This window comes from Pseudomonas sp. ChxA (genome assembly GCF_030263855.1).
In the GTDB taxonomy this organism is placed as follows: Bacteria; Pseudomonadota; Gammaproteobacteria; order Pseudomonadales; family Pseudomonadaceae; genus Aquipseudomonas; species Aquipseudomonas fluorescens_CB.
The window spans coordinates 303,032-316,418 of the sequence record NZ_JARPMK010000005.1; the positions used below are offsets into that span (position 1 = coordinate 303,032).

Annotated in this window: 19 protein-coding genes; 4 read left to right on the forward strand and 15 right to left on the reverse strand. The window is 53.8% G+C overall.

The genetic code is table 11. From position 1 onward, the window contains the following. Positions 1 to 128 precede the first annotated feature (128 nt). Positions 129 to 1,115: a ParB/RepB/Spo0J family partition protein gene (locus P5706_RS36185; RefSeq protein ID WP_078466017.1), complete on the reverse strand. Its 987-nt coding sequence runs from the start codon at positions 1,113 to 1,115 to the stop codon at positions 129 to 131. A 758-nt stretch (positions 1,116 to 1,873) separates the two neighbouring features. Here P5706_RS36185 and P5706_RS36190 point away from each other — a divergent pair. Both P5706_RS36190 and P5706_RS36195 read left to right on the forward strand, forming a co-directional pair. Then, positions 1,874 to 2,863: a hypothetical protein gene (locus P5706_RS36190; RefSeq protein WP_285685515.1), complete on the forward strand. Its 990-nt coding sequence runs from the start codon at positions 1,874 to 1,876 to the stop codon at positions 2,861 to 2,863. 26 nt (positions 2,864 to 2,889) lie between these two features. Then, a complete protein-coding gene (locus tag P5706_RS36195; RefSeq protein WP_011923104.1) occupies positions 2,890 to 3,357 on the forward strand; it encodes a hypothetical protein in 468 nt (155 codons plus the stop codon). A gap of 20 nt (positions 3,358 to 3,377) precedes the next feature. Here the strand turns inward: P5706_RS36195 and P5706_RS36200 are convergent, their stop codons facing one another. Both P5706_RS36200 and P5706_RS36205 read right to left on the reverse strand, forming a co-directional pair. Further along, positions 3,378 to 3,875: a hypothetical protein gene (locus tag P5706_RS36200; protein WP_078466020.1), complete on the reverse strand. Its 498-nt coding sequence runs from the start codon at positions 3,873 to 3,875 to the stop codon at positions 3,378 to 3,380. 182 nt (positions 3,876 to 4,057) lie between these two features. Beyond that, positions 4,058 to 4,696 (reverse strand): SOS response-associated peptidase, encoded by a 639-nt coding sequence (locus P5706_RS36205; protein ID WP_011923102.1) that lies wholly within the window; start codon positions 4,694 to 4,696, stop codon positions 4,058 to 4,060. Between the two features lie 226 nt (positions 4,697 to 4,922). On the opposite strand from P5706_RS36205, the gene P5706_RS36210 reads away from it, so the two are divergent. Next, entirely contained in the window at positions 4,923 to 5,330 is a 408-nt protein-coding gene (locus P5706_RS36210; protein ID WP_011923101.1) for a hypothetical protein, read from the forward strand. Between the two features lie 140 nt (positions 5,331 to 5,470). Here the strand turns inward: P5706_RS36210 and P5706_RS36215 are convergent, their stop codons facing one another. The 3 genes from P5706_RS36215 to P5706_RS36230 form a co-directional block, all read right to left on the reverse strand. Beyond that, positions 5,471 to 5,719, reverse strand: coding sequence for a hypothetical protein (locus tag P5706_RS36215; protein WP_078466021.1), 249 nt, complete (start codon positions 5,717 to 5,719; stop codon positions 5,471 to 5,473). 122 nt (positions 5,720 to 5,841) lie between these two features. Next, positions 5,842 to 6,060: a hypothetical protein gene (locus tag P5706_RS36220; protein WP_078466022.1), complete on the reverse strand. Its 219-nt coding sequence runs from the start codon at positions 6,058 to 6,060 to the stop codon at positions 5,842 to 5,844. A 523-nt stretch (positions 6,061 to 6,583) separates the two neighbouring features. Next, positions 6,584 to 6,775 carry a hypothetical protein gene (locus P5706_RS36230; RefSeq protein ID WP_078466024.1) on the reverse strand — a complete coding sequence of 64 codons (192 nt, stop codon included), beginning with the start codon at positions 6,773 to 6,775 and terminating at the stop codon, positions 6,584 to 6,586. Between the two features lie 200 nt (positions 6,776 to 6,975). On the opposite strand from P5706_RS36230, the gene P5706_RS36235 reads away from it, so the two are divergent. Then, the gene (locus P5706_RS36235; RefSeq protein ID WP_161952150.1) at positions 6,976 to 7,686 is read left to right on the forward strand and encodes a CPBP family intramembrane glutamic endopeptidase; all 711 of its coding nucleotides are present in this window, start codon (positions 6,976 to 6,978) and stop codon (positions 7,684 to 7,686) included. Positions 7,687 to 8,060: 374 nt separating this feature from the next. Here the strand turns inward: P5706_RS36235 and P5706_RS36240 are convergent, their stop codons facing one another. The 9 genes from P5706_RS36240 to P5706_RS36280 form a co-directional block, all read right to left on the reverse strand. Beyond that, positions 8,061 to 8,471 carry a hypothetical protein gene (locus P5706_RS36240; RefSeq protein ID WP_153045980.1) on the reverse strand — a complete coding sequence of 137 codons (411 nt, stop codon included), beginning with the start codon at positions 8,469 to 8,471 and terminating at the stop codon, positions 8,061 to 8,063. 404 nt (positions 8,472 to 8,875) lie between these two features. Beyond that, entirely contained in the window at positions 8,876 to 9,517 is a 642-nt protein-coding gene (locus P5706_RS36245) for a hypothetical protein (RefSeq protein ID WP_233100506.1), read from the reverse strand. A gap of 142 nt (positions 9,518 to 9,659) precedes the next feature. Further along, entirely contained in the window at positions 9,660 to 10,445 is a 786-nt protein-coding gene (locus P5706_RS36250; RefSeq protein WP_078466027.1) for a hypothetical protein, read from the reverse strand. Between the two features lie 76 nt (positions 10,446 to 10,521). Further along, a complete protein-coding gene (locus tag P5706_RS36255; protein WP_078466028.1) occupies positions 10,522 to 10,896 on the reverse strand; it encodes a hypothetical protein in 375 nt (124 codons plus the stop codon). A 127-nt stretch (positions 10,897 to 11,023) separates the two neighbouring features. Continuing rightward, a complete protein-coding gene (locus P5706_RS36260) occupies positions 11,024 to 11,506 on the reverse strand; it encodes a hypothetical protein (protein WP_078466029.1) in 483 nt (160 codons plus the stop codon). 105 nt (positions 11,507 to 11,611) lie between these two features. Beyond that, the gene (locus P5706_RS36265) at positions 11,612 to 11,893 is read right to left on the reverse strand and encodes a hypothetical protein (protein ID WP_078466030.1); all 282 of its coding nucleotides are present in this window, start codon (positions 11,891 to 11,893) and stop codon (positions 11,612 to 11,614) included. Between the two features lie 59 nt (positions 11,894 to 11,952). Next, positions 11,953 to 12,453: a hypothetical protein gene (locus tag P5706_RS36270; RefSeq protein ID WP_285685525.1), complete on the reverse strand. Its 501-nt coding sequence runs from the start codon at positions 12,451 to 12,453 to the stop codon at positions 11,953 to 11,955. A gap of 126 nt (positions 12,454 to 12,579) precedes the next feature. Then, entirely contained in the window at positions 12,580 to 12,792 is a 213-nt protein-coding gene (locus tag P5706_RS36275; RefSeq protein ID WP_078466032.1) for a hypothetical protein, read from the reverse strand. A gap of 206 nt (positions 12,793 to 12,998) precedes the next feature. Beyond that, positions 12,999 to 13,334, reverse strand: a complete 336-nt coding sequence (locus P5706_RS36280) for a hypothetical protein (protein WP_078466033.1) — start codon at positions 13,332 to 13,334, stop codon at positions 12,999 to 13,001. Between the last annotated feature and the right edge of the window lie 53 nt (positions 13,335 to 13,387).

A 13,387-nucleotide genomic window follows, 5' to 3' on the forward strand; every position in this document is an offset into this window, starting at 1 on the left:
GCGGTTCAGAGACCATTATTATGCCTGAGCTGTGAATCGCCACCCTAGGTCAGGGGCTAAACACGGCGGCGGCCGGTTGAGCTGCTCCGTCTAGTTTTCCCGCGACGGAATAGCGGTGGCTTTGGGAGTTAGTTGGTGGCGACTGCTGGCAGTGCATCCCCGGTCGCAGTGCGATGTGCATTGCGTAAGTTGGCCAGCGCAGTGAACAGAGCTTGTAGGTCGCCGCCGAGTTTCAGCTGCAGTGTTACTTCGCCGGGTGTGTCGCCCATCATCGGCAGCTCTTTCTCAAGTGCATCTGCGAGAGTGAGCAGCACAGGGACAGACGCATCGAGATCTTTGCGGCTGAAAAGGGGCGAGGGCGCCGAAGTGTTCTTGGGTGTGATCTTCTTGTGGCCGTTTTCGCGTGCTTTGGCCAGTTGATCTTGCATGTGAACTACGGTGTCCGCCCCTTTCATCTGGCACTTGAGATCTTCGTTGATCGCGCGCTTAACCGATACCTGTCCGGCCACAACCATTTGTTTTACTTCAGCCGGTACACGGTCGAAGTCCAGCATGGTGCGCACATGGCTCTCCTTGACGTGGAGACGGGTGGCAATCTCAGGGACGGTCATCTTGAGCTCAATTAGTTCGCGATACGAGTTGCCCAACTCCACAGGCTTCATGGCCACCTGACGGTTAGAGTTCAGCTGGCGGATGATGATCGACGCAGGGTCCGCATCGGTTTCCATAACCCACACCTGCTTGATGGTGCAGCCCTCGGAGATGGCAAGCATCAGGCCAGCGTAGCGAGTAATGCCGGTCACCACTCGAAGCTTGCCGCTTTCTGGTACCACAGTCATAGGATCGACGTGGTCGCCAGCCTTGTAAGCATTGGCGAAGCTACGGATCTGGTCCGGATCCAAGGATTCACGACGGGAGTCGGACATGTAGCAAACCAATAGAGCGACGGGTAGTGCAAACGCGTTGTTGCGTTTCGGGGCGAAATCGAGCCCGAGTTGTTGGTTCTTGATCAGGGTCTGGGTTACGTCGTGAAACTTGCGCAGAGAATTGCATGCGGCGAGGGAGTCGATGGCATGAGGGGTGATCAGGTCCGCGGCGATGTTGGGGGTAGTCATGAGGAGTTCTCCTGTTAGTTAATGAGCCTAGTTTCCTACTGATTTAGGTGTGCCAGAACCATACTTTAAAAAAATACGTAGCTTGAAAGCCCGTGTGCTCAGTAAAGAAAACGGCATATTTTTTACTTCCTTTAAATCGGCATGACAGAGTTTGTAAAAGTTTAGGAATTGGCTTTTATTTTCCATCCGGCCAAGTTAGATTGTTCAGGTGTTTTCTTTTTGTGGTGGTCGTGAGATGTCGAGACATAAATTCTATTCTTTTTGTACGGATTCAAATGTACAGGTGTATTTTTGTATTTCCGCTCTGGGTTCGATGCTTGGCATTGTGGTATTGATGTTGCTGGCTAGGACTTCAGGTGCTTCGATCTCTGGAGTGGACGTAGTTACCTATATGCATTTTGGTTTGCTTTCATCACTCTTCACCTGGTTTGCATATTGTGAATTTTGGGTGGGGTGGAGATTTCCGAACAACCTATTAACAGATGCGGCTGCTGTTCTCCTCGTTGCAGCAGCGCCTATGCACTTGCTGTTCTTCCCACTTATATTCAAATAGTTCAGGCTTTTTGGCGTCATTTTGTATTGTAAAATAGTTAGTTAGGTAGGATTGGCCTCAGTGATTAACAAATCTACTCATTGACCTATGAGTTGCGGATTCATGTGTAAGATTTGCACGAGTAGGCATACCCAAAAAATCAATAGGGAATTTCAGGGGGCGCAGGTTAGGATAGGTGTCATACCAACTTGCCCAGCATGACAATATGAACGACCAGACAGTATTGAACCTTACCTCTATGGCCAGAAGCATTGAAAATGCAGTGGTGCAAGATTCAAGATCAATCATGGCCGAGTGGGTTATTAAGTCTATTGAAAGATTGGCTAAGGAAGCGGGGCTCCTTGAGAAGCTAGTGACTGATGCCGCAGGGGACGTGTCCGGACCATTGACCCTGATATTCGCGATTCAACTCAAGCTTGCACCTCTGATCGGAGCAAAGATCGGGGTGGCCTGCACGAAGGGACATCTGGGACGGTGGGAGTTCGTGGATATGCCCAACTTAAACGAGCAGTTTTCGACCGTGCGCGAGATCGCCGTAGGGGCGATCGGAACCCTTGATCGGGACTCAATGGAGCGTTTCGGGTACCGAGTGACGGACGTATTCAAGCAGATTGTCGCCACCGGCGAAGACCAGCACCAAGCAAATGCCCGGGTTTATGCTGAGAAGGTAGGCTTGCATCAAGCTGGTGAGGCTCCTGACCGAGAACAACCTGCAGCTCCGGGCGCCCCGACAGCTATCGACCTGACGGAGGCCTGCGCAGTCCTTCAAGCCGATTTTGCTCGTGACGGGCTCGATGTCCATAGCCAAGATCTCATGAAGATCTTCTTGGATGAAGTGCGGGCCCTGAACTTGGGCAGTCAGGTTGCAACCCTTCCAGATGGCCACGTCTACTGCGACCTGTCACTGCTGTATCTCGCGCATGCCAAATGGGTTGGAATAATTGCACAGACTTTGGAACTGCCATTGTCCGAGGACCTTGAGTCAATCACGGTCGCACCAGCTGCGACGCAGACCCTAAAAAGCCTCAAGGGCCTTGGGCATTTGCGAATCCGGGTGATGGAGGCTGAGACCTTAAATAAACGAGGCTTTGGCGTACTGGAGCCTATATTTGAGTCAGCTCGAACAGGTGAGTCGATGGAGCAGGCGAGGGTCAGGCTGCACCACCAGAGCCTGGGTCTTCGTCCGGTGAAGTAGCACCGCTCAGCCCCAGGGCAAAAAACGTGAAGTTTTTGTTAGGCCAGTTTGAGGTGCATGAATCAGGTTTGAAACATAAGCTCGGCGTTCAATTTCCCTTTGCGTGCCGGCTAATGACTACCGCAGCGGTCGGGCTCCTCGCCCAAACTACCAAATCGCGACGCACATGCCTGTGGCTTGTGCTCGCAACGCTGGGCACAACTGTTGCCAGCTCACTGATCAGCGATTTCGAAGACAGCATCATGCTCGGGATAGCTGCCACCGTCCTGCTGTTGGTCGTGAACTGTCTACCCTGGAGCTTCAAAATCCACGGAGACACACCCGTTGAACTGCTCTACCTGTCCGACTATTTCAAACCCGTGTTGATAGCACTTACCGTAGTGGTAGCTCTTGCGTCTATGGGGGGAGGTAGTGACACCTGGAGCGCCATCTCATCGCTTCTGATGGTGAGCACCGCACTGTTACCTTTGCGCAAAAAACTTCTAAGAGCCTAAATGCCAACCTGGGCCGGCATTCAGCTGAGTTTTGAGCGCCAGGCCGGCCCCGCTTCGGCAAGTTTGGCCGCCTCATCAAGGCTCCCGCTGGAACCCCACCAGGTAGATCTGTCCCACGCTCCGCCATCAAGGCATCTGACGTCATAACGAACACCGTCCGGGAATTCAGCAAACCAGCGAAGTTTTTCCGCCTGGATCTTGGCCTCAAGCTCATCATCGGAAATAACGTAGTCGTTTGCCTGCTCGCGATGGTGGGCCTGATTGGCTTTGATGATCTCAACGCAAGATTCCCAGTCACGGGAGATGATGAAGGGCAGGTCCCACCAATGCTCCGTCTCAAGCGACTCGCGGTCCTCATTTGGAGTTTGGTCAAAGCAACGACGCAATGTGGGATTTAGGGGAAACCGCCCTGCGACCAGTTCTTGATTTTCGGGCCAATGTACTGGCTGGTATGTGTCGACCTCGACAAATTCATCTAGGAAGAGGATTTTCCGGGTACTTTCAGCCGGCTTGGTCATTGTAGGGCCTCTGATTGGGGATGCGTTGAGGGTCGCTATCCTAATGATAACCCCGCGGTGTGCCACCAGAACGAGCTCACCGCCTGGCAGTTTCTTGGCGAATGGTTAGCTCGGTCTGAATTTCGACCCCACACTATGGGGTGCACCGTCACAAATCCGTCGGTAGGATCTCATTTGTTGCCTTACTTCGGCTTGGCTTCGGCTTTGAGCTTATCCCCTGGATACAAGCGCATGAACTCCATGGACTGCTCTGGGGTGGCGCGTAGCCAGTCGTTGATCAGCCCGTTAGGAAGGATGACAACGCTTCGTTTCTCATCGTCGGGTTTGTGGTACTGATTCATGAAGTGATTTTGTGCGTTGACCGTGAGCATTGTGAAGCTGAGTAGCCGGCCTTCAGGGCTGTGCCATTCGTCCCATAAGCCTGCGATCGCCATGACCCCTTCATCAGAGCGGGTAATTCGGGTGGGCACTGCTTTGCCGCTTCTCCAATCGGGTTCGTAGATCCCCGAGGCAAGGATCACGCAGTGTTGCCCTTTCTTCCAGGCATCACGGAAGGAAGGTTTGCTGCTGACCGTTTCAGATCTGGCGTTGTAAGTTCGTCGTCCAAGATTCCGGTCTTTAGACCAAAAGGGGAGGAGACCAAACTGGCCAACTTGGGCTTCGAGTTCTGACTGATCATCATCGGTTGCTTCGCTGCCACGAAGTCGGATGAAGGGACCAAGGTAAGTAGGCCATAGGTCATGTTGGTATGGTTCTGTAGGGGCGACCCCGAAGCCTGCAAGAAGGCGGTCTTCAGTTGGGGCTTCGTAGTGTGAGCACATAGTCAGTCTCCAAAGAGTTGCGTCACAGGATAGACCGCAAGCGACATGTTGTGTCGCGGGGCGAGGGTAGGGCCACACAGGGATCGGCCAACTGAATACCGGAAATGGGATGTGAATTTCTCAGCCGGATACATAGTGCATCTGATTGCCGCCTGTCCAAAAGGTGTGACCCACCCTCTCTGGATAGGGTCAGCAGATGTAGATCCGATTTTTGTAAGGAGTACAGATGACCGCGCCAATGACCATCCTGGCCGCCGCGTTGGACAAGGTTCAACACGATCCAGCTGCATGTTCGCTGCCGGCACGCGCACAGGCAGAACGCGCGGCGATTCTGGTTATAGCCCAGACCATTGAGGTAGAGGGGGAGCCAGCACATCACCCTTCAAGTGGCTTGCTTCCCTACGTAGGGGAAGTTACAAGGGCCAAAGAAGGTTTGCGGGTGGCGCTAGAGGAGCTGGCCAGCGAGGCGCCGCCTGCAAGGCGTGCAGTGCTCTTGGCCAATTTCGAGCGGGCCCAGGACGTGTATTACCAGGCCACCGCCAGCGTTGCCGAGATCATCGGCCGAATCGTCAATGCTCCACCTGCGAGAGGGGGAGAGAGTGTTGACTCTGATTGGTCTGCCGGATATGTTTAAATCCTGGCTGCGAGAGACAGCCTTTATGGGCCCTGCCCCGCGACCCTAAGGGTGGCACCGCCGGAACTAGCCAAGAAGCCTCTGCTTCTCTCCCAAGAGCCCGCATTCGATGCGGGCTTTTTGGTTCTTGGCTTCCGAAGTCAAGCCTTCCGGACGTCGAGCTCCCCCGGCATTTCCGCTCCGAGATCAATTCCAAGCAACCGAGCGCCGCGAAGAATCGCTTGCTCGGCATGGCAAGCATCAGACATATGGACTGGCCGCTCATCACCTTCAAGAGGAAGGCCAGCCGCGTTCCGAAGCATTTTGATTGCGAATCGAAATGCCGCTGCACTTGGCTCTAGGTTTTCGAGTGGAACAGTCAGTTGCTTTGTTGGTGCATGGTATTTCATCAGTGCTTGTCCTGGGCCTAATCGACTTTTCAACAACCGCGGTTTTTATCCTTTGGAGGCCCAGGTCTGAGCTGAGGTAAAACAGGCCTGCTGCGCTCTATGCGCCCCGGCTGTCCAGCCGCTCACTCGTCATCAACTACTTCAAGCTTTCCGAAAAGCGCGATTTCGCCCAGATGGGTCTGGTCGGGCAGCATATGCTCGAGCTCGCGAAGGATTTTTTGAGCCAGACCTAGGGCTTCGTCTTTCGGGATAATCAACCGAACAAGGTCGGGATAATGGGACTTACCGTCCAATACTTCCTGGCCCTTATTGATGGTGAATTCTTGATCGTTGCAGCGCATAGTGCCGATTCCTTTTAATGTCTGTTGAACATGTCTGCTTGAGTATTGGCCGTATCTGTCTTTGGTGCGTTCAGCGGGTGGCCCAGCTGACGGCGAATCTCACCAAGCCAGGCCTTGTAAGGTGTGTTTGCTCGCTCCCCCCAGGGGTAGGCTTCTATTAACGCCTTACGTAGCGCTTTCATATCACTGCGGCCAACGTTGCGAATCACTTGCGCTACCACCGGCGCAGCTGCATCTGCCCATGACATTGTGTTTAGCTCCCGCTTATCAACTTCAACGGCGATACCAGTTTAGCTTGAAGCATCTGGCATCCGCGGGTATCTCGGCCGGCACCCAGCGCAGGCAGTCCAAGTACAAACGTTCAGGTTTGCTTGGGCTCGGTCGAGTTGCTTGGACTAGATAGGCTGAACCACCAGAAGTGACGATATAGTCGCCGGCGCTCAAGTCTTCAGCTCCGTCGATGTACAATTTACAAGGGGTGTAGGGCTGACGGCGGCTAGCCATAGACGGATTCCCTCTTAATTCAGTGCTTCTGGGAATTGGGCGTGATTGTACGTTTGATGGTGACAACCCCCAGATCAGCCTCAAATTCCAGATCATTCTTCGCCTCGTGGGCAAGGCAGATCAAAGCCCGGGCCATGCAGCTTGCAGCGCCTTCGGCCCCGAGAAGTTGTACTGCTGCCGCGATTTGCTCTGCGAACTGGCGATTTTCCATCGTGGGCTATTCCTTGCTATTGCGGACAGTGCCCGCTCGGTCATGTTCATAGTCGAGCACTGCAATGAGTGCCACAAGCCATAACAACCTTGCAAAATCCTTAACCTGCCGGGCATCCATTTTGGCGCTCTTGCTTTGGCTAGATCATTTGATGGACCGGGTAAGATGTAGGCACTTATTTTCGCGAAAGGATGCTTAGCGTGAACAACGCCATTTCCCCAGGTTACCCAGCAATCGATCAAGCCCGCTACTCATGGTGGCGGCGTTGCTTGATGGGCATCACAGCTCTCTTTCTTGCGCTAGCAATACCGACCTGGATATTCACTGTCGTTGGGAAAGAAGAATGGAATTCCCTGTGGCTTATGCTCGCACACGGTGCAACAGCCGTAGCACTTCTGTTCCTTGCCGCAGTACAACTCAGAGGCTCTGGCGGACTCAGGGCGCTTTTAGGCCGCGACCTTGGGCGCACCTACAAGATCTGTCTACCAATCGTAATCGTCATCTATGTGGTCTGCACCAGCCTAGACGTGGGGCTGGGGTTCGGCCGCGAGACTTTTATGGTTTCCTTCTTGGGCGGCCTAACTGCCCTGGAAAAGGTGGTATGTCTGGTTATGCTGCTGGCACTTCCCCCGATCAGTGAAGAGCTTCTGTACCGCCACTTTTTGATGAGATTGTTCCCTTTGAACAGCCGGCTCTGGCAGTGGGTTGCGATCTTGTGCACCAGCTCGTTATTCATGCTGATGCATAGCCAATATACGCATTGGCCCTCATTTGCCCTGATCGGGTCTTTGGCTGTGCTTTTTGCCTACGCACGCATGCGCACCGGTGGCATCTTGGTGCCTATTCTCCTGCATAGTTTTGCAGAGGTCTGCGGCATGCTGAGCGATACAGTTTTGAGCCAGTTGGTATAGGAAGCTATTGAGCCATATGCAGATGCGGTGCTGTGCATCAAGGCCATCAAGGCGCCAGGGATCTAGGTCGCGTTCTGTCCTAATATGGAACTGCCCTTTGGTGCGGCGTTGACAGGGCACTTTGCCGACCTGGATGCTCACATGTTCAGATTTGATATAGGGGTTCTAAAGCCCGATCTGAGCATTTACGAGTGGGCTGCGGGATATGAGCGTTGATGCGGAAGCTACCTGGAGGATGGGTGATTCCCAGCAGTGCGATAAATAAGGCGTCCGAGACGCTTGGCATCAAAGTGCATTTTCTTTAGCGGGCCGGCGGAGAGGTTCCTGACCTGCAGGAGTTTTGCAACATCGTCATTTGAACTGTCGATCTGTGATTACTTGTCCAGCATACGTTCCTGCTCCGCCACTAAAATGGCCCGACCGTAGAGATTCGTGGAGATGTGCGAAAGCACCAAGCTGCCGAGCCCGCAACCGATAAGATTCTTGAATGGAGGCCAGGCATCGGTGCCATACAAGCGAGACAAGACTGAGGTTATTTCCAGCGCATTCAGCCCCCACGTGAAGAAACTAAGCAGAGCCCCGAGGGACATGACGAATGACATGAACCAAAAAAATCGGGCGGCTAATTTACCGACTGTGCTCGCGACCATAGCCATCTCCTGATGGTTTAGTGATTTGGACGCATTGTGCCCTTGACTTTGAGCATGTGAAAGCCAAAGGGTATCCAGCAAATTCCCGATGTCTGGCCGCTGGAATGAATCATTAGCCAGTTTGAGCAAATACACGGTAAAGCATGGCCCTTTTTGGATTTGGCAAACTGGACGGTCGCGTTAATCTGTCGATTGACTATGAAATCCGGGGGCAGGGCTTTGAGGTTTTGGACTACAGCAGAAGAGAAGGTAATCAAGGAACTCTACGGGGACACTCCAATGGCTGAGTTGACGTCCATCCTAAACCGAAAAGTAGGGTCGATTCATGCTAAGGCAAGGACCTTGGGCATCAAGCGCAGCGACTCTTTCCGAGATGGTCAGCACGGTGGCCGATTCAAGTCAGGGAGCAAGTCCGGGGAATCTACCCGTTTCAAGAAGGGGAGGAATCCCCACGCCAACAAGCTTGCAAAGGTTTCTGCAAAGACGCCAGAGTAAGGATCCCTCCCTAGGACAGAGATCTCCCCAGCATAACCAAATTGCTAAGACTCCTGAGCTTTGAGCATTTCCAGATGTGCTTCTTCATCATCTGTCGATTTCCCATTCGCCGCCCGCCAGACAATCCTCAGTTCGTAGAGTGAAATTAGCCCCGCGTGAGTCGTGCGGAAATAAGTACCTGAATCATCAGACCGGATTTTCTCCAGCTGCCCGCGCCCATGCAGGTCATTTACGATCTCATCGAGGTCGCTGAGTCTCTCAGCTTCCTTCGGCGAAACGTGCATACCCTCAGGCTTGTTGGCCAGCCAAAGCACCTTTTCGGGATTGAACAGGTTTTTGGTGCCGGGTACGCCTGTCTTCTGGCTTACAGGCCTTGTCGTGGTTGGCGTTACTTTAACTACTGGGGACGGTGTCTCTGGCGCTTTGATGATCAGCCCCTGGGTACAAGCCCAACCAATGATCTCTTCATCGAGCCAGTCGGGCATTACCAGCTCGTCGGCAATCATCCGCCACTCAGCGTGCGTTGCTCGAGCCAAAAATGCAGAGCAAGAAAATGCCTGCGGCATTCGTGGAAAATGAAACGGCTCATCGCAATGTGTATTCAGAAACGCCGCCAGCCCATCACCACCGTCTGGAATCACCACATTGGCAACAAGCACCCGCGCGTGTGATACGGCGACTGACATGAACGCTCCGTAGATGTCGTGTACCTCAACGCCAGCCTGCCAATGAAGTTGGGGCTCGAACATGTACCATTGGGACAATGAGCGATTCAGGTACTGGGAGATGTTCCTGATCAAGCGTGGCCCGGCCGGGCGAGGATTATTCTCAGCTTCTTTCATCATTCGATTTCTCGGATCCGTTGGCGGCCACTTCTTTACCCTTGGCAGTAATACGAGCCAAGCCATTACCGATTACTTCGAAAAGCCCTAGCTTGAAGCCTTTAGCAATTGCGTCAGCGGTCAGTGAGGGTACTGCGTACTCAACCATGCCGGAAGTGGTTCTGGCTGCGCACGCAAGAGTTTCTGGTAGGTGATCGGTTGGTTTAGCGTCCGGATCATACTCACAGTCGAAAGCGACCTCAGAGAGAAGAACACGTCCTACAAACTCCCCCACCGGGTTGGCCCGGGCAAAGGAAGCGCCATCTAGAATCAGTGTGTCTCCGCCCTCAATGCGTTTCCACCAGATCCCAGCTGAGGTTTTCTGAAAACCGTAGTAGTCCGGCGATATGTCGAAGCGACCGCACTCAGACAACGTGGGGTCTTGGATGTCATCACCCTCAAATTCGAAGCGAACCTGATCGCAGTTGAAGCTCGCAATGTTGAGGGCGCTGATGTCGATAACGGACGATTTGTTGGTAAGCAGTGGGGCTTGGGTATTCCACAGATCCTCGGTGAGCGGCTGTGCGTTTCCGATGTCTATCACCCCATCCTGAAACAGACCAAGGTGTAGTGCGCGATCACGAAAGAACACTACAGAGACGGGCGATATGTTGATGGCCACATCTGTCCGACCTGCCAGCTCGTTGTCGTAGGCATCTGCTGCAGTCTGGAACGCTGGGAGGTTAGCCGTGGGTGATTTCAGGGCTTCGGTGATGTGCTTTTCAATGGTCATGGCATGGCGCCCTATGCAGGGATTGAAGGAGAGTGGTTGACTAGGGTAGAGGGGTGTTATCCAGCCCGTACGGTCTTTATGCCGGTTGTGGGTGATTCAGGTGGATCCGACGGGCATAAGATCGATTCACGTCTTTCTCCAATGCCTCGACGTAGTGGGTCACAGCTTCAGTCAGGCTTTCATCAGTCATGGCAGGATCGAAGCGCTTCATGTTGGCGCTAAGGATGTTGCGACCCTCGCTGTCATAGTTGCTGACCAGCATCAGAGTTTCAGACCATGGCTCAAGGGAGATTGTCGCGGTCTTATCGCCAACCACAGTCTCATAGTCCATCCGGGCAATAAGGCAGCTAATTTCCATGTCTCGGGCGGATGCGACTTTCCAGCCAAGGGCGTTAAGTGCTGCCGCGATGCGGGTTTTAACAGCGGTGTACTCGGTAGTAAAAATGGTCATTGGAATAGGCCTGATCAAAGAGTGTGTTGTTTCGATGGGCATATGATCAGGTCGTTTTGCCTGTGCCAGAACCACCCTACAAACTTTCTCAGGCCCCCGACGCATCCCTCGCTTGGGCTCTGGTTTCCTAGGCTGAGGCTTGAGTCGGCGTAGGTAGTGTGAAGCTCAAAACCTCCCACTCTTCCATGAATCCGTGATCGACGAGCTCTTCGATGACAGTCGGACCCGGGGCATCAATCCATTCAGCAGTCCTCAGCCAGGCAAGGAATTCAATCTCGGTTTGGTCGGATTGAGCCTGTAGGCTCGCCAATCCATCCTCCAGCTCAACCACCAGATCTACGCCCCAGTATTCGGGGTTACGATATTCCCGGGCCTGGTTCCTGATGACCTGCGAGAGGTGGCCACCGTAATAACGGAAATCGCTGGTTTCGCGCCAGCCGGGTTCGAGCAGCAAGGCTCGCGCCATACTGGTCGAAATTGAATAGTAGTCAGGACCGCCCACGCTTCTCTCTGACACGAATTCCCAGTACAGAGGGCCTAGCGTCGGGTGGGTGGCAGATACAACCACTCCGGTACGGGTTCGGCGTTCGTCATCGCGTTCGATTGGCATGGCTTGCAACTCCTAAAAGGTCAATGGCGCCATGTTACGGGGATTAGGGTGTGCCAGAAGCTGGGCCGCCGTGCGACCCGGCCCTTTGATTGCCTGCGCCGATACTTAGGCGAGATTGGCAGCCCATTCGGGGATGGCATCAGTTGTAATCAATCCAAACCCCACTGGGTCATTGAACAATTCAGCGTTTGCATCGATTAGCGATTCCTCCAGGTCGGCCATCTCGTGGTGGCTGGCTTCGGAATAGGTGGAGTCCATAGAGCGGATGCGTTGAATTTGAGCAAATACGAGCTTTTGGCTTTCGGCATCGATCACGATCCGAGTCATCCGCTCGCTTTCGTCTGCTTCAAAAATGTGACCCCAGTTTCCACTGATGTACTTAGACATGGATATTCCTTTGAATCGTCGCTTTTGGTTGGTGGCCGGGATGGCGTCCACCTTTGAATTTAGGCCTGCAAGCGCTTCCAGACAGGTAAGAGCTGCAATTGAGGTGAAACAAAGTACTGGGGAAAGTCGAGTGCGGCGCCGGGGGCTTCTACATCCAACCAGGCGGCTGAGGTTAGCCACGCCGTGAAAGCGTCAACATCCTGCCCGCTACGTCGCTGCAACGACTTGAGAACGCCTCCAAGGGTGGTGGTGGTAGACCAAGTACACACTTTGGTTTCGTCTATGTCGTGCTCTTGCTGAAACTGCTCACTGTCGAGCATCAGTTTTGTCATGTGGTCGCGATGACTCCACGCCATGATTCCCTCTCGCCAGCCTTTGCGCAGCGTCATTGCGTCCTCAAGATTGGTCGTTAGCGTGTAGCAGTTAGGGGCGTTATGGTCCGAGCCATCGACAAAGCACCAGTAGGCAGGGCCCAGGGTTGGATGGCTGGCGCTGATCACGACGGTTGCTTGTACGCACTGGGAAACAACATTCAGCGATGGCGATGCATTGAGTGACATGGGTGACTCCTCAAGATTTGATGATTCATCTTGCGGCCGGTATTGGAGTGCCAGAACCCCCTTCCACAGGTTCTTACAGGCACAAAAAAGGCACCGCCGAGAGGTGCCTTGGTGTGTTGAACGGAATCAGCTTGGATCGCGGCACTCTTTGAGAACTTTGTCGGCCGTCTCGCGGGAGTTCAGACCTTTACCCCACGCCTGCTGGACGTAAAAAGGCTGACCCTCAACGATGCCCGCGGCGTCCGAGTGCGAGATCTCCAGGTCATCGGCAACGAACTGGGTTACCTCGCCTTCCCACACGCTGTAAGTCTGAGTACTGCTCTGATCGTAAGTAGGCATGGCTGTGTTCCAAGTGGCTTCAAGATGGAACCATGTTCAAACCATATTAGGTGTGCCAGAAGCACCTAACGTTGCTGCGGGGTGCAAAAAGCCAACCGGTCAGCCTTGGGCCGCTGCGTCCCAAGCCTGAACCGTCGCTCTGTCCGTGCTCTGCAGATTACCGTACGCAGAGTGGTTCAGCAGTTATAACGGCCGCTATATGCCTATCAAGCCGCTACCGGCCGCACAATGTTGTCAGGCTCGGGGTGAAATTTATCGAAGAAAGATTTCCGCCGGTCCTTATCGATCCAGCGCTCGTGCTGGCCCGGGTTCCCGTCAGCCAGGACGTCGATAGCGCTGTAGTGATTACCGACGAAGGCCACATCCTTACCCTTAGACGGGTCGCGCGCTACACACTGCACCCAGCCATCAGCGACATGGGTGATCTCTTGCCAGATAGAGCAGCACGCGAACCGAACAAACCAACCAGGTTGGACGCCCAGTTTCTTGAGGTCGGTATCCGAGGTGCAGCGGGTGATGGTAGCTGGCTTGGCTTGAGTCATTGATTAAGCTCCTTGTCGATGAGCCCAGTATCCGGGTGGGGGAGGTGTGCCAG

Bases quoted from the DNA above. Each gene is read 5' to 3' on its own strand.
- P5706_RS36185 (WP_078466017.1), bottom strand. From the start codon at position 1,115: ATGACTACCCCCAACATCGCCGCGGACCTGATCACCCCTCATGCCATC.
- P5706_RS36250 (WP_078466027.1), bottom strand. From the start codon at position 10,445: ATGACCATTGAAAAGCACATCACCGAAGCCCTGAAATCACCCACGGCT.
- P5706_RS36255 (WP_078466028.1), bottom strand. From the start codon at position 10,896: ATGACCATTTTTACTACCGAGTACACCGCTGTTAAAACCCGCATCGCG.
- P5706_RS36260 (WP_078466029.1), bottom strand. From the start codon at position 11,506: ATGCCAATCGAACGCGATGACGAACGCCGAACCCGTACCGGAGTGGTT.
- P5706_RS36205 (WP_011923102.1), bottom strand. From the start codon at position 4,696: ATGTGCTCACACTACGAAGCCCCAACTGAAGACCGCCTTCTTGCAGGC.
- P5706_RS36270 (WP_285685525.1), bottom strand. From the start codon at position 12,453: ATGTCACTCAATGCATCGCCATCGCTGAATGTTGTTTCCCAGTGCGTA.
- P5706_RS36215 (WP_078466021.1), bottom strand. From the start codon at position 5,719: ATGAAATACCATGCACCAACAAAGCAACTGACTGTTCCACTCGAAAAC.
- P5706_RS36190 (WP_285685515.1), top strand. From the start codon at position 1,874: ATGAACGACCAGACAGTATTGAACCTTACCTCTATGGCCAGAAGCATT.
- P5706_RS36245 (WP_233100506.1), bottom strand. From the start codon at position 9,517: ATGTCAGTCGCCGTATCACACGCGCGGGTGCTTGTTGCCAATGTGGTG.
- P5706_RS36265 (WP_078466030.1), bottom strand. From the start codon at position 11,893: ATGTCTAAGTACATCAGTGGAAACTGGGGTCACATTTTTGAAGCAGAC.
- P5706_RS36220 (WP_078466022.1), bottom strand. From the start codon at position 6,060: ATGCGCTGCAACGATCAAGAATTCACCATCAATAAGGGCCAGGAAGTA.
- P5706_RS36280 (WP_078466033.1), bottom strand. From the start codon at position 13,334: ATGACTCAAGCCAAGCCAGCTACCATCACCCGCTGCACCTCGGATACC.
- P5706_RS36275 (WP_078466032.1), bottom strand. From the start codon at position 12,792: ATGCCTACTTACGATCAGAGCAGTACTCAGACTTACAGCGTGTGGGAA.
- P5706_RS36210 (WP_011923101.1), top strand. From the start codon at position 4,923: ATGACCGCGCCAATGACCATCCTGGCCGCCGCGTTGGACAAGGTTCAA.
- P5706_RS36230 (WP_078466024.1), bottom strand. From the start codon at position 6,775: ATGGAAAATCGCCAGTTCGCAGAGCAAATCGCGGCAGCAGTACAACTT.
- P5706_RS36200 (WP_078466020.1), bottom strand. From the start codon at position 3,875: ATGACCAAGCCGGCTGAAAGTACCCGGAAAATCCTCTTCCTAGATGAA.